The organism is Knoellia sp. LjRoot47 (assembly GCF_964253435.1).
Classification (GTDB): domain Bacteria; phylum Actinomycetota; class Actinomycetes; order Actinomycetales; family Dermatophilaceae; genus Knoellia.
Map to the genome: position 1 here is coordinate 310,064 of NZ_CAXUQS020000001.1, position 15,038 is coordinate 325,101.

The 15,038-nt window shown below is 65.1% G+C and carries 10 protein-coding genes; 7 read left to right on the plus strand and 3 right to left on the minus strand.

Going from position 1 to position 15,038, the window contains the following annotated elements:
* The first annotated feature begins 196 nt into the window (after positions 1-196).
* A complete protein-coding gene (locus ACSQ11_RS01535; RefSeq protein WP_436002370.1) occupies positions 197-2,557 on the plus strand; it encodes a DEAD/DEAH box helicase in 2,361 nt (786 codons plus the stop codon).
* On the opposite strand, the gene ACSQ11_RS01540 is transcribed toward ACSQ11_RS01535, so the two are convergent.
* Positions 2,544-3,032 carry an Hcp family type VI secretion system effector gene (locus ACSQ11_RS01540; protein ID WP_436002372.1) on the minus strand — a complete coding sequence of 163 codons (489 nt, stop codon included), beginning with the start codon at positions 3,030-3,032 and terminating at the stop codon, positions 2,544-2,546. The two genes, ACSQ11_RS01535 and ACSQ11_RS01540, sit on opposite strands and share 14 nt — an antisense overlap.
* 187 nt (positions 3,033-3,219) lie before the next feature.
* On the opposite strand from ACSQ11_RS01540, the gene ACSQ11_RS01545 reads away from it, so the two are divergent.
* On the plus strand, positions 3,220-3,441 hold the full coding sequence (locus ACSQ11_RS01545) for a hypothetical protein (protein WP_436002374.1): 222 nt from the start codon (positions 3,220-3,222) through the stop codon (positions 3,439-3,441).
* Between the two features lie 39 nt (positions 3,442-3,480).
* Here the strand turns inward: ACSQ11_RS01545 and ACSQ11_RS01550 are convergent, their stop codons facing one another.
* Positions 3,481-4,233, minus strand: a complete 753-nt coding sequence (locus ACSQ11_RS01550) for an MFS transporter (RefSeq protein WP_436002376.1) — start codon at positions 4,231-4,233, stop codon at positions 3,481-3,483.
* 78 nt (positions 4,234-4,311) lie between these two features.
* On the opposite strand from ACSQ11_RS01550, the gene ACSQ11_RS01555 reads away from it, so the two are divergent.
* The 5 genes from ACSQ11_RS01555 to ACSQ11_RS01575 all read left to right on the plus strand — a co-directional run bounded on the left by ACSQ11_RS01555 (position 4,312) and on the right by ACSQ11_RS01575 (position 10,879).
* On the plus strand, positions 4,312-5,100 hold the full coding sequence (locus tag ACSQ11_RS01555) for an IclR family transcriptional regulator (RefSeq protein ID WP_436002377.1): 789 nt from the start codon (positions 4,312-4,314) through the stop codon (positions 5,098-5,100).
* 335 nt (positions 5,101-5,435) lie between these two features.
* Positions 5,436-6,029 carry a hypothetical protein gene (locus ACSQ11_RS01560; RefSeq protein WP_436002379.1) on the plus strand — a complete coding sequence of 198 codons (594 nt, stop codon included), beginning with the start codon at positions 5,436-5,438 and terminating at the stop codon, positions 6,027-6,029.
* 1,115 nt (positions 6,030-7,144) lie between these two features.
* The gene (locus ACSQ11_RS01565) at positions 7,145-8,134 is read left to right on the plus strand and encodes a hypothetical protein (protein ID WP_436002381.1); all 990 of its coding nucleotides are present in this window, start codon (positions 7,145-7,147) and stop codon (positions 8,132-8,134) included.
* The gene (locus tag ACSQ11_RS01570; RefSeq protein WP_436002383.1) at positions 8,070-10,394 is read left to right on the plus strand and encodes an N-6 DNA methylase; all 2,325 of its coding nucleotides are present in this window, start codon (positions 8,070-8,072) and stop codon (positions 10,392-10,394) included. The genes ACSQ11_RS01565 and ACSQ11_RS01570 overlap by 65 nt, the downstream gene beginning before the upstream one ends.
* Complete coding sequence (locus ACSQ11_RS01575; protein WP_436002385.1) at positions 10,391-10,879, plus strand: SLATT domain-containing protein; 489 nt, start codon at positions 10,391-10,393, stop codon at positions 10,877-10,879. Before ACSQ11_RS01570 ends, ACSQ11_RS01575 begins: the two co-directional genes overlap by 4 nt.
* Before the next feature lie 275 nt (positions 10,880-11,154).
* On the opposite strand, the gene icmF is transcribed toward ACSQ11_RS01575, so the two are convergent.
* Positions 11,155-14,415 carry a fused isobutyryl-CoA mutase/GTPase IcmF gene (icmF, locus tag ACSQ11_RS01580; protein WP_436002387.1) on the minus strand — a complete coding sequence of 1,087 codons (3,261 nt, stop codon included), beginning with the start codon at positions 14,413-14,415 and terminating at the stop codon, positions 11,155-11,157.
* Positions 14,416-15,038: the final 623 nt, after the last annotated feature.

The following is a 15,038-nucleotide window of genomic DNA, read 5'->3' on the forward strand; positions in this document are numbered from 1 at the left end:
ACGTAACCTTGGAGTGCGTCCCGGCGTTCGGCGGGGGCGCGTTCAGCGACAAGGGGCCGGGGTCGTACCCCCGGAACGTGTTCGCCTTCGAGCCGGTATGCCGTGCATCCGGCGCGGTGACCGCGGCGCCCCTGCACGGTGGTCCGGCGCCCGTCAGCGCGCCCAGGCCGTGCCCGACCCAGGAGAAGGTTTCCGCTTGGCACAGCGACCTCAGCGACGTGGCGGCGCATCCCGCAACGGATCGCACACGCCGTCACGCGACCGCCGCCGCCCCCAGGAGCGCGACGGCGAGGGCATCATCCCCGTGCTGGCCAAGGCCGTCCGCCAGGTCGAGGCCGCAGCGCAACGGGGGCGGATCCGCCCGAACCAGCGCACGGCATACCAGGTGGTTGCCCTGCTGGTCCGTGAGGAACGGGCGCGGGTCAAGGCCGACTCGACCATCTCCGAGGGCGAGCGGACCGCGATGATGACCCGCCTCGACGGCATCGCGACGATCCTCGCCAAGACGGCGGCGCGCGACACGTCGCTGCTCGCCCTGCTCGCCGACGGCGCGGCGGTCTCGCCCGCGGCGGCCAGCCTGCGCAACGACATGCTCGCGGCGGCCGGGCGCGAGCCCGACCCGGAGCCGGAGCCGACGGCTGAGCCCGAGTCGGTCGGCCCTGCCGCCCCGGCACCGCGCAGCGTCGTCCCGCAGACGGTGATCCAGCGCCAGCTCGCGAACCCGTTCCTCGCGCCGGACTTCTCGGCGGCGCAGGCCCCGCGTCCGAAGACGAACCGGCTCGGCAGCTGGGAGCTGCTGTCGCCGCTGTTCCGGTCGTTCGAGTACGGCGGGGAGTCCTCCTGTATGCCGTTGCCCGAGCCGTCGCGCGTCGTGCACGGCATCGAGGACCTCCAGCTCATGCACCACCAGGGGCAGGTCGTCGCTGCTGCCGCCGAGGGGCACCGGACGTTCCTGCTCGCCGACGAGCCGGGCCTCGGCAAGACCGCACAGGCGCTGCTCGCGGCCGAGGCCGCCGGGGCCTATCCCCTGCTCGTCGTCGTGCCCAACGTCGTCAAGGCGAACTGGGCGCACGAGGCCGCGCTGTGGACCCCGCGCCGGACCGCGACCGTCATCCACGGTGACGGCGAGAGCATCGACGGCTTCGCCGACATCGTCATCGTCAACTACGAGATCCTCGACCGGCACGTCGGCTGGCTCGGGCGCCACGGCTTCCGCGGGATGGTCGTCGACGAGGCGCACTTCATCAAGAACAAGACCTCCCAGCGCTCGCAGCACGTGCTCGCGCTCGCCGAGAAGATCCGCGAGTGGAGCCCGAACGCGCTGTTCATGGCGCTCACCGGAACGCCGCTCATCAACGACATCGAGGACTTCCGGGCGATCTGGCAGTTCCTCGGGTGGATCGATGACAAGAAGCCACGGCCCGCGCTCATGGCGGCGCTCGAGGCCAAGGGGCTCGCCCCTTCGGACCACGGCTTCTACACCTCGGCCCGCAACACCGTCATCGACATGGGCATCGTGCGCCGCCGCAAGGTCGACGTCGCCTCCGACATCCCCGCGCGCCGGGTCGCCGACCTGCCGGTTGAGCTCGACGACGCCATCGGGCGCTCGATCCGCGCGGCCGAGGCCGAGCTGGCCGCCCGGCTCGTGGAGCGCTACCGCTACACGATGTCGACGCGCGCCGAGTCCGGTGTCGGGGGCGGGGTGGACAGCAAGGGTGACGGCCTCGGCGACGAGACCGGCGGCCTGGACCACGCGCTCATCCGTCGTGTCGCCGCCGCCGAGCTCAAGAACACCGGCACCGGGTCGGGCGAGAAGGGCGACAACGTCTTCACGCTCATGCGCAAGATCGGCCAGGCCAAGGCCGGGCTCGCCGCCGACTACGCCGCGCAGCTCGCCCGCAGCGTCGGCAAGGTCGTCTTCTTCGCCAAGCACCTCGACGTCATGGACGTCGCCCAGGAGACCTTCGAGAAGCGCGGCATCGGCTACGCGTCGATCCGCGGCGACCAGAGTGCGAAGTCGCGCAAGGACAACATCTCGGCGTTCCTCGAGGATCCCGAGGTCGAGGTCATCGTCTGCTCGCTCACCGCGGCCGGCGTCGGCATCAACCTCCAGGTCGCGTCCAACGTGGTGTTGGCGGAGCTCTCCTGGACCTCGGCCGAGCAGACGCAGGCCATCGACCGCGTCCACCGCATCGGCCAGACCGAGCCGGTCACCGCGTGGCGGATCATCGCCGCGCAGACGATCGACTCGCGGCTCGCCCAGCTCATCGACGACAAGGCCGGGCTCGCCGCCCGTGCGCTCGACGGCTCCGACGAGGAGGTCGGGTCGTCGGCGGACGTCCAGCTCGAGGCGCTCGTGTCGCTCCTGACCGACGCTCTGGAGAAGGAGCGCGCGGTGGCGCTGCCCGGCGGGCCGGACGCTTCGGGTGGGTCGGGCGCTGCGGTCTCGACGGGTGCGGCGGGCTCGACGGGTGCGGCGGACGACGCGGCGAGCGCACCGCTCGCTGCGCCGAGCCCCAGCCCCTTCAGCCCGTTCAGTCCGTTCAGCGCGTCCTGACGAGGTCGTGGGTGAAGTGGATGCCGGGCTCGGGCCTGCCGTCCGCTCCCTGAGGGACGTACTCGAGGTCGACCCTCGCGAACGACAGGACGACGACCTCGTCGCCCGCGTCGGCGTCCGCGCTGATGGACGTCGCGACGCCCGACACGCTCACCTCGGTGAGGTCGATCGTGAGGAAGTCGTGCTGCCCGTGCCCTGCCTTGCGCACGGTGACCCGCGCCTTGGGCAGGCGCTGCCCGGTCGCGCACGCCTTCATGAGCAGCGGCGAGGCGGCGTCGACGTGGTGCACGAAGGTGAACTCCGAGAACGTCGGTCGTCCCACACGCCCTGACCCGCCGCCGTGTCCCGGGCCACCCGCGCCCATGGCCTGGGCGACGCCCCACGACCACGACACCGCCTCGATCTCGTCCTCGTGGCCGCGCTCGCGCGACTCCCCCTTGATCGAGTCGATGCGGACGAAGATCGACGTGGACATGACGCGCCCCTTCCGGGCCGGCGACGACGGACCTGCTCAAGGTCCCGCCGTGACCTTCGCGGTGTCAAGACCTCCGTATGCCGTCCGCTCCCCAGGCGCCGTGACGGCGGGTGATCTCCGGTCGCCGGGAGGGGTAGGGATCACCGTCATTCGCCACAGAGCCGGAGAGCGGCCATACTCGGAGGTCATGGCTACGTCATCTGCACCGTTGCGTCCGCGTCACGCCAACAGCCCGTTCGCACCTCGGGTCGAGCCGGAGGTCGAGCTGTTCGTCGTCGACGACCGCGTCCTGCACGACTCCTACGGCCTGGGTCGTGTGGTCAGCGTCGACGTCACCGGTGCGACGGTCGACTTCACGAGCAGCACCGTGCGCATCGCCACACCGTTCCGCAAGATGACGAAGCTCTGACCCGTCCGGCGATTCCTGCCTCCGTGCTCCACCGCGCCGCTAGCGTGATCTGCGACCGGCGACCACGGCGCACCGATCGGAGGACGACATGGACGCAGACAGCGCACCCCCGACGGGAGTGCGGGCAGCCGCGCTGATCGCGTGGGGCATGGGCCTGCTCGGGGCGGGCATGGCGCTGCTCGTGCTCAACCTGCTGAGGTCCGACTCCCCCGAGTCGACGGCCTCGCTGCGCGTGGCGCTCGTGGTCGTCGGCGTCGGCTGGGTGCTGCTCACCGCAGGAGTCACGAGGTTGGCTCGGCGGCTGGACCAGCTCGGTGACCGTCGTGAGGACCTGGCAGTCCCCACACCTTGAGAGGGCCCGCGCCGGGCGCGGACCGAGACGAACTCGGTGGTGAGCGCATTGGCGCTGGGCACGAGTCCGCCGAGGCCGAGGCCGGCGATGAGGCGAAAGGCGCCGAAGGTTTCGGCGTTGGGGGCGACGTAGCAGAGCGCGGTGAAGAGCGAGAACCACAGCGTGCACCAGAGGATGGTGCGGCGGCGGCCGAGAGCGTCGGCGAGGCGGCCCGCGGCCAGGGCCTCGACGAGCATCCCGAGGAAGGCGAGGCTCCCGATCAGGCCCCCGGCGGTGGCGGAGAGGCCCCAGCCGGGCTCAGCAAGGATCGAGGGAAGTGTCGTCCCGTAGACGATGAGGTCGTAGCCGTCGAAGACCACGATGAGCCAGCAGAGCAGGATCACGAGCCAGGCCGAGCGGACCGGGCGGGCTGTGCGGTGGGGGGTGGGCGTCGTTGCCATGCGTTCGAGAGTGACGGCGTTCGGTGGAGCGGAACAGTGATTTCTGCCTAGAAGAATGGCTTGGGCTTGACTCAGGGTGTGAACTCGCGAGAGCTCAAGACCAAGCCGACGTATGCCGTGACGTCTGTCGACCATGCCCTGCGCCTTGCGACGTGGTTGCAGCTCGAAGGTGGGCTGACGGTGGCGGAGGCTGCTGCTCGGTTGGGAGTGGCGCGGTCGACGGCTCACCGGTTGCTGGCCATGCTCGTCCATCGCGACTTTGCCGTGCAGAGCGCGGACCGTGGCTATCGGGCCGGGCCGGTGCTGGAGCTGGCGGGGAACTCGCCTTCGGAGACGTCAGCGTTGCGGGCGGCGTTGGGGCCGATGCAGGACCTGGTGGCTCTTGTTGGCGAGACGGTGAACCTGACGATCCGGACGGGCGACACTGCTCGCTTCATCGCGTCGGTGGAGTCACCCCAGGCACTGCGGGTGGGTTCACGCGAGGGGATGGTGTTCCCGGCTCATCGGGTGACGGGCGGGCAGATCCTGCTGGCTGAACTGAGAGACGCCGAGGTGGAGGAGCTGTACTCAGTGGATCGGTATGCCGGCCGCGAAACCGAGCGACCGGATGTGCCACGGTTGCTGCGGACCCTGGCCCGGATCAGGACACGCGGCCTGGCGGTCAACCGCGGTTTGAGCGAAAAGGGCGTCGTGGCAGTCGGCCGGGCAGTTCGGGACTCGTCGGGTTCGGCGATCGCCGGCCTGTCCATCTCCATGCCAGCAGTCCGCTACGACCCCGAGCAGCTCCCAAGACTCGACGCCACCCTCCGCCTGGCGATCTCTTCGGTCCCTGCCGGCATGTCAAGCCTCAACACTCGCAGCTCTTGAGGCAAGGGCGGCGCCTCGTCGGGAGGAACTGCGCTCTACACAGAGCCGCCTGACATGTGGTCCATCGCAGTGCGCCCTGCCTGGGCGAGACAGAGCGCAATCTGACTGCCCCGAGTTGTCGACGGATGATGCTCAGGTCTTTCGACCGGCGTGCCCCCTTGATCGCCGTGTTGCCCAGCCCCGCCCACGTAAGAATCCGCCTCCACCGGTTGGGGCGGAGCCGGAATCAACGGCGCCGGGTACTGGGCGATCTGAAGCAACAGACTCCCGTAGCGGGCGCCAGAGACAGCAGCTCGATATGTGATCAGTGCTGCACTGACCCGTACGCTTCCGCGATGACAGGACAACGATGGTTCGACCTCTGGTTAGCTCTAGGACAAACCCTTGTCGGAGTCGCAGTGACTGTGCTGGCGGTCTACTTGGCGGCCATGGCTGCTCTCCGGCAAGACAGACGGCGAGCTGTGGCGGAACGGTCGCGAACGGCGGCCGAGCGGATACTTGGCGTAATCGACGAGTGCCAGCAGCGACTGATGTTGGCTTGGGGGCACGTGATCTACGTCCTCCAACCAACACCCGAGCGAATGGATGACCCTCGACTAGCCGAGGTTCCCGACTTCCCGCAACTTGCTAAGAGTCTCGTTGGCGACCTCTCTAGACTCAAGGTTGAGGCTGGCCTGCTGAACGATCCAGACCTTCGACAGCAGTTCGATTGGGCCTTCAAGTGTGCGCTCGACCTGAGCTTAATGGTGACCGCCACCGCTCAAGATCCCGAACGCTTTTCTGCCCGGGCGATCGCGGAGAACGCTGGGTCTGCCTCCGGCATGCTGGGCCAGTTTGCGACCGCGTTGCGCGCCCACCTCATGGAGGAGACGGCGCCCGTTGTAGCGAAGCCGACCCATCTGACCTCGCCGGTTCGAGACCATCTCTAGAGCCGGTCGGACCATGTAGCACGCATCTTCAGTTGACCCCGGACCCCATTCCGACAGTTTCTCAACTTACTCACTCCCGTTGCGCGGGTGCGACAGACTATGACTTAAACGAACGCCTCGAAGCAGAAGGAGCCTGATGTCGACAGTTTGGACGGAGTGGGGCGCACTCACTCGGTTCCTAGAGAGCGCTCGGGTCGCTTTCGCTCGCGAGCGAAACCTATGGCATTCGCTCGAGCTTGCCGACCCAGAGGCAGTTCAGATCACGACTACTACTGGGGCCCGTCGGTACGAAGTCACGCTCGCCAACCATGTCGCCGCCGTGGAAGACGAAGTGATTCTCCATGCCTCGGTTTTGATCCACACCTACGCACTGGCAGAGGCTGCCGCATGTAGCAAGCTAGGGATCGATTCGCGGTCCGCCGGAGGCATCGAGACGTGGGGGAGGCGGCTCCTCGCCCAAAACAACCGTGACTGGACAGGGGTGTTCGACGAGGAAGCGGGTGCTGTGGAGGTCGCGGTAGTACGCAACGCTTTTGCGCACGGGACTCGCATGATCGACGCATCCGACGAGACAAGATTGGCCGCGGTCGGCGCGCCGCCACGAAGGGCCGGAGACGCCGTCGGCCTTCCATACGAGGAGTTGCGGGTGTATCGCGATCGGCTTCGAAGTCTGCTTCGGACTGGCGGGGTCGATCTTACAGCGCCGAGGCCCACCTGAGCACACGGCTGACCGCCGAACCGCTCTCCGGACCTGCAATCCAACAGGATGGGCGGCCAGGTTACCTGCGGGCCCGATGACACGGCCCTTGCTCCAATTCGTCGGACGCGCAACTCTGTTCACGCTCGCGCTCAACCCCTAGCGTGGACCTCGGGCTTCAAGGAGCCAGCCGCACTCCCGGCCGGTGCGACGAGGATCTCGATCGCCAGTCGTCAGTCCAACCACCGGGGTGAGGCACGCTGATTAGGCTGCGTTGTCACGGACTCGGATGCACGCCAGCCCACCAGTTCCTGCCTGGCCCGGAATGGCGATTCCAGAACGGGTGGCCCCCGGTGAGTTAGGCAAGCGCAGCGAGCTGTGAATCACTAGTGTGAGCATCCGACCTAGGAGGGTGACATTGGCATCTGAGATACGAACCCAGCGATCAGAATATTCGCAGGACAAGCTAGCTGAGCTTCGGCTGCGGCTTGACGAAACCGGCGCGTTCGCCGACCTGTCCGATCTGACTGTGTTCGCTGCTGGGTCCTACGGGCGAATGGAAGCTGGTGTCCACAGTGACATCGACCTGTTCTTCATGTATGGCCTCAAGGCAAACCGCCGAAACGATCGAGCCCGAGAGGCGAGATTCTTCCGTCAACTACACAGCATCGCCGGGGATATGGGATTCCCTGCCTTTACTGATAATGGCCGATACCTTGTCACCCATCGGACGAATGAGGTTCTGCGTCGACTGGGGGGGCGAAAGGACGACTACGGGAACCATTTCACGGCGCGGATGCTCATGCTTCTCGAGAGTGCGCCGGTAACAAGACCCGAAGTATTCGATGAAATCGTACGGGCTGTAATTGCCGAGTACAGCCGAGACATGCCCGGTCACGAGGAGACTTTCTATCCGCTATTTCTTGTAAATGACATACGTCGCTTTTGGACCACACTCTTAATAAACTATGAAAATAGTCGCAACGAAGCGGTCAAGCGTGACAGGAGAGCGGCGCACAGGGTTAAGAACTACAAACTGCGCATCAGCCGACTTACGACTTGCTATGCGACTATCGCCGCCATAGAGAGCATCCACCCCATTTACCACGACGGGCTAACTGATATTTTGTCCAGAACCCCTAGGGGTCGACTCGACGTTGTTCACGAGAACGTTCCTGAGTCACGCGAGGCACTCGAGGAGATGTCCGAACTGTACGACCATTTCCTCGAGATGACTGCGCTCCCCACTTCAGAGATAGAAGCCATCTTCAGCGATGACACCCGCCGAAAACGAGAGCGCATCAGGGCGCGACGTTACGGCGACCTCATGTACCAGGTCATCGATGCAGTTGGTCAACAAAGAGAGGCCGATCGCGGGTATCATCTGGCAAGAATGCTGGCGATATAACGTGGTGGCCTCCAGTTTGGGGCTGTTCTTCTTGGAAGATCCAGTCGCTTCCGCTTTGCAGCTGATTCGGCGAGTTATGCAGCCACAATCTACCGATGTACCTCACATCACGTTACGTTATTCCGACATTCAGATACCCCCCTCCTTTCAGGCGGTCTTCTCCTCAACGCAGGTTGACCGAGTTGTTCTTGAAGCCCCTGGCACATTCGACCTTGCTGGCTACGAGCAGGGGCTGATCGGCACCACCTTCCTGCGGTGCGGGGCCCCTCGTCTTGAATCAATTGCGTACAAGCCTGATTTCCCGGACAGCATCTTTCACGTCACCCTTTACGAGGGGCGACCAAGCGGCGTGGCATTTGAGTTGCTACAACTCCTTCGAGCCTACCCGTGGAATCTTGAGTACTCCCCCGGCCAATCCGTGATCATGAGCTTCGAAGCTTTTCGAGGATTGCGGTCAGACATCAACGGCGCACCAGGAGCACTTACTACAGGCGCGGCGGACTTATTTCAAGAGTTGACCGGCCGAGCCCCAACTATTGCAGCGCTGCACTCTGTCACAGCCGACGCCAAGCTGGATCTGATAGATCAGATCGTACGGCGCGTGCATTCCGCCGAGAACGTCAAGCCACTCTCGGTCGTCTCCAGGCAGGTCGAATCTAAAGATCATCTGGTGTTTCACCGAGTACACCAACCGCAATTGCTGTCAGACACGGATCTTGGGATTGAAGAGACAGCGCACGCCAAGAGTCCAGAAGAAACGGCAACGGTGATCACACCGCCGGAGATTGCGGCAGAAGTGGTGGACCAGGCCCTGCAGCATCTACTTCCCGAGCAGACGAAGATCTCGCTACTTGACCCGGCGATTGGCGGCGGCGTCTTCTTCGCCACTCTCGAGGCCAAAACCTCGCCGGCCACTAAAACCTCTCTAGCTCGAATCACGTCCGCCATCGGAATAGAGAAGCGCATACAGCGTGCCGGATTGACTCAGCACGCATTCGACGGCTCCAACCTCCGAGTCGTAGTTGCTGACTTCCTGTCCGTCAAGCCAGCCGACATCCGGACGAAGGCCTCCGACGAGAGCCTCCTTCCGAACCTCCTCCTGGCGAACCCTCCCTACATGCGCCCATCGCTCGATTCGAGCAACGCTTACGAAGTAGCGCGTGATCAGATTCGGGACCGCCTCGGCATCACGCTCTCCAAACGGGCAAACCTTTACATCTACTTCATGCTGCACGCAGATGCCTTCCTTGACCATGGCGCCGTGGCCGCGTGGGTGCTGCCGGGCGAGGTCCTTTACTCCGACTCAGCGGAACCCGTCCGCCGATACCTGATGTTGCAAGTGGACTTGCTCTCAGTGCACGTCTACACGGACGCAATGCGCTTTCACCGCAAGCGCGTATCTACCGTCGTGGTCACGTACCGAAAGGGTGCCCCTTCGCGCTCAGGCCGCGTCCACTGGTCTCAAGGAGACTCGTTGCTTACTCCGGAGCGAGAGCGAGATGTCGACCGTCACACGCTTACGACCGAAGCGAAGTGGAACTCCTCGTGGATCCTCGGAGCGTCGACACCGCGTGCGGGTGGCGTCGAATTGGGGGCGCTGTTCACCGTCTCCCGAGGAATAGCCACAGGCGCAAACAACATCTTCGTTGTCGACGATGAGGTGAAGGAAAGTTTGCGGCTCGAGGAGAGTTGCCTACGGGTCCTACTTCCCAAGCCAAGAGAGCTGTTCGGTTCCATCATTGAAGCTACAAGCTCCGGATTGCCTGAGGGCTACTCGCCCCGTTGGCTCATCGACTCGAAACTTCCGTGGAGGGAACTTGAGCGTTTGGCACCGAGACTCCATGGCTACCTGTCTGAACATATGTCTGTCGCTGACCTAGCCCTACCCAAGAGACGAAGCCCATTTTATCGCCAAGAGCAGCAGCTGGTTCCCCCAATTGTCTTTATAAGCATGACCGGGGCGACGAGAGGTGGAGACCGGTTCATTCTTAATGCGAGTCTCGGCAGAGCGTTGAACAATTACCACGTTGTACGTCCAAACGCTCTTCTATCAGATTGGATGAAAAAGAGCGGTGTCAAAATGTCGGACGTTCACCGCGCACTCCAGGACGTTCGAGCTGAAGACTTGTTAACGATAGGCCGGCTATTCCATCGCGGATCTGTAAAGTTGGAACCGGGTGACCTTCGAAGGGTGCCTCTGCGAAATTCTTTATTCCTGAAGGCCCTTTCTAGTGCTACGGATTGGGAGGGCGCGACATGACGCCAGCAGATCGGGATGCCGTCAAGACGGAACTGAACCGTCTTTTGTCCTCGGTTCTATATACAGAGAAGGCGCACTTTAGACACGAGGAGCGCGCCCGAAGGACCTACTTTTGGCTAGGGCTCGTGGCAACAGCTGCGGGAACCCTGACTGCTATATCCGTACTACAGGACCTGGCCACATGGATACCAACGGTTCTAGCGGTCCTCGCGTCGTTGTGCTCCGCACTGTTGACTTTCGTCCGACCGAGCGATTCGGCGGAGGCCCACGCCAAATCAGGCAGATCACTAGGCGAATTGCGCGTTCGGATGCGGCAGTACCGCGACTTGGACTTGCGCGACGCGGATGTAACTGTTCAGGCAGCGAGGGCATGCCTCGCCAAGTTCGCGGCGGACAAGGCTGATATTGATGCTGTAGCAGAGGCGATCTCGGATCGTGTGTATCGACGCACAGCTAAGAAGCTGAAGGACGAAGGCCAGCAATAGCGTCCGGCATTCACATGGCAGCAGTCCGTCTAGTGTTTGGGCCGTGACTGCAGCGGCACGCCGAGCGGTCGACCGGGGTCACCGCACTATGGGCTGGCCCTTGCGGGGCTAGCGCTCTGGACGCATGGAGTGAGCCAGATGACCGCCCTAACCGTTCGGCCCGAGGGGCACCGAGTTGGGCTCAGGGAAACGAAGGGGTTGCTCCTTTCGGGCCAATCACCGAGCAGTGCGCAAGCGAGCACCATCCTCCGCACGCAGCGACGATCCGCAAATGGCTAAACGTTGCGGCGATACTGGCCTCCGACCTCGAAGAAGGCGTCCGTGACCTGCTGCAGCGTGCACACCCGAGCAGCATCCATGAGCACCGCGAACACGTTGTCGCCCGACATCGCCGCCGCACGCAGCCGGCCCAGCGCCTCCTCGGCCTCGACCGAGTGCGCCTCGCGGTACGCGCGGACCCGGGCCAGCTGGGACTCCTTCTCGGACTCCGACGCCCGCGCGAGCTCGACGTGCTGCGGCGTGCCACCCTCCGCATCGGGCTTGCGGAACGTGTTGACACCGATGATCGGCAGCGACCCGTCGTGCTTGCGGTGCTCATAGAGCATCGACTCGTCCTGGATCTTGCCGCGCTGGTAGCCGGTCTCCATCGCCCCGAGCACTCCCCCGCGCTCCGAGATCCGGTCGAACTCCGCCAGCACCGCCGCCTCGACCATGTCGGTCAGCTCGTCGATGACGTACGACCCCTGCAGCGGGTTCTCGTTCATCGCGAGCCCCCACTCACGGTTGATGATCATCTGGATCGCCAGCGCCCGACGCACCGAGTCCGGACCCGGGGTCGTCACCGCCTCGTCAAAGGCGTTGGTGTGCAACGAGTTCGCGTTGTCATAGATCGCGATGAGCGCCTGCAGCGTCGTGCGGATGTCGTTGAAGTCCATCTCCTGCGCGTGCAGCGAACGACCCGACGTCTGCACGTGGTACTTCAGCTTCTGCGAACGCTCGTTCGCGCCGTACTTCTCGCGCATCGCGACCGCCCAGATCCGGCGCGCCACCCGACCGATGACCGAGTACTCGGGATCCATGCCATTGCTGAAGAAGAACGACAGGTTCGGCGCGAAGTCGTTGATGTCCATGCCGCGCGCGAGGTACGCCTCGACATACGTGAACCCGTTCGCCAGCGTGAACGCGAGCTGGCTGATGGGGTTCGCCCCCGCCTCGGCGATGTGATAGCCGGAGATCGACACCGAGTAGAAGTTGCGCACCTGCTGCTCGATGAACCACTCCTGGATGTCGGCCATCATCCGCAGCGAGAACTCTGTCGAGAACAGGCACGTGTTCTGCCCTTGGTCCTCCTTGAGGATGTCGGCCTGGACCGTGCCGCGCACCGACGCAAGAGCAAGCGCCCGTATGCCGGCCGCCTCCTCCTCGTTGGGCTCGCGCCCCTCGCGCTCGGAGAACTTCGCCATCTCACCGTCGATGACCGTGTTGAGGAAGAACGCGAGGATCGTCGGCGCCGGGCCGTTGATCGTCATCGAGACACTCGTCGACGGTGACGTGAGGTCGAACCCGTCGTAGAGCGCCTTCATGTCGTCGAGCGTCGCGATCGAGACACCGGAGGTGCCGACCTTGCCGTAGATGTCGGGGCGCGGGTCGGGGTCGCGGCCATAGAGCGTCACCGAGTCGAACGCCGTCGACAGACGCGTCGCCGGCTGACCCTCGGACAGCAGCTTGAACCGGCGGTTCGTGCGGAACGGGTCGCCCTCGCCGGCGAACATGCGCGCCGGGTCCTCGTTGTCGCGCTTGAACGGGAACACCCCAGCGGTGAACGGGAAGAAGCCGGGCAGGTTCTCGCGCCGCAGGAACGACACGAGGTCACCGTGGTCGGCGAACGACGGCACCGAGACGCGGCGGATCTTGTTGCCGCTCAGCGACTCCTTGACCAGCGACGTGTGCAGCTCCTTGTCGCGGATGCGCACGACCTGCTCGTCACCGGCATACGACTCGACGACCGCGGGCCAACGCTCGATGGCCTCCTCGACCTCGGCCGGCAGAGCCTTCCGAGCCTCGGCCAGCAGCGCATCGACCGCGTGGTCCTCGTGACCGGCCGCAGCGAGCTCGTCGTCCACGAACTCGAGCCGCTGCACGCGACGGGCGTGGGCGGCATACGCCTCGGTCTGCGAGTGGTATCCACGGACGGTGTCGGAGATCTCGGAGAGGTAGCGCACGCGCGCGGCGGGCACGATCTGGCGCAGCACCGACGAGTACCGCACGGAGACGGGCGGCAGGACGCCCTCGGAGAACTCGAGGCCCTTCTCGGAGAGCAGGCCGCGCAGCTCCTGGTAGAGCGCGGTCACGCCGTCGTCGTTGAACGTCGCGGCGGAGGTGCCGAAGACCGGCATGTCCTCGGGCTTCTTGCCGAAGGCGTTGCGGTTGCGGACGAGCTGGCGGCCGACGTCGCGCAGCGCGTCCATGGCGCCGCGCCGCTCGAACTTATTGATGGCAACGAGGTCGGCGAAGTCGAGCATGTCGATCTTCTCGAGCTGGCTCTGCGCGCCGAACTCGGGCGTCATGACATACATCGACACGTCGGCGAACGGCACGATCGCCGCGTCGCCCTGGCCGATGCCGGGCGTCTCGATGACGATGAGGTCGTATGCCGCGGCCTTGAGGATCGTGATGACGTCCTCGAGCGCTTCGGGCACCTCGCGGCCGCCGCGGGTCGCGAGCGAGCGGAAGAAGATGCGGTCGCCGTCGAGCGAGTTCATCCGGATGCGGTCGCCGAGCAGGGCGCCACCGCCCTTGCGACGGGTCGGGTCGACGGCGACGACGGCCACGCGCAGCTTGTCCTGCTGGTCGACGCGCAAGCGGCGGACGAGCTCGTCGGTGAGGCTCGACTTGCCGGAGCCACCGGTGCCGGTGATGCCGACGACGGGGACGTGGCGGCCCTCGGCTGCCTTGGTGAGCTCGGCGCGGTCCTCGTCGCTGAGCTTGTGGGTCTCGGCGCCGGTGATGGCGCGGGCGACGGCTGCCCGGTCGCCCGAGAGGACGGCAGACATGTCGGCCGAGCGGACGGCATACAGGTCGGTGTCGCAGTCCTCGATGACGGTGTTGATCATCCCGACGAGACCGAGCCGCTGGCCGTCCTCGGGGCTGAAGATCGTCACGCCCGCCTCGCGCAGGCGGGCGATCTCGTCGGCGACGATGACGCCACCGCCACCGCCGACGACCTTGACATGGCCGGCGCCGGCCTCGCGGAGGAGCTGGACGAGGTACTCGAAGTACTCGACGTGGCCCCCTTGGTAGGACGAGACGGCGACGCCCTGGACGTCCTCCTCGATCGCCGCGTCGACGACCTCCTGGACGGAGCGGTTGTGCCCGAGGTGGACGACCTCCGCGCCCTGGCTCTGCATGATCCGCCGCATGATGTTGATCGACGCGTCGTGCCCGTCGAACAGGCTCGAGGCGGTGACGATGCGCACCGGGTTCGTGGGCACGTGGAGCTCGGGAGCCTGAGGAGCCTGGGGGGACGTCGCAGTCATGGGAGAAATAGTAGGACGTCCTACTAAGTACCCGGAAGTCACGAAGGCTTCAGTCGTCGAGGCGTGACGGGTGTCGGTGGGCGGGCCAGTGGTCCATCACCAACCGGCAGTAACCCTCTTGATGTACTGACCCTTGTAATAGACGAACAATCCACCCCACTTGTAGGTCGTGCCCCGTGGGCACGTCGCCTCTGACATCCGGCGGTCCCCAGCCCATCGCTCCAGCCCGTAGTCGTTCGTGATGATGGAGCTGGTCTTATAGCACTGGGTGACGGCGACGTAGGTGTAGTCGGGTCCCCTTCCGTCGCACCATCCGCGCGCCGTCGTGGCATTTCGGTGGGCGCTGCAGGATCCCAGCGAACCTGCGCCGTGGGCCATCGGGGCTGCGGCGATGGTGGCCGCCACGGCGCTGGTGACGACTGCGGACCCGCAAGCGACGCGGCGGATTCGGGACGATGACGATGACATGGGTGGGCCTCTCTGCGGAGCCTGGCGGGAGATGACGTTCAGTACCCCCGGTGGGGTCGGAACGTCAGCAGCACACCGCGTCGGGGCAGGTCACCACCACCACTATGGCGGCCATCCGCCACGTCTCTGGGTGGGGCGGTGCACGCCGGGTAGCA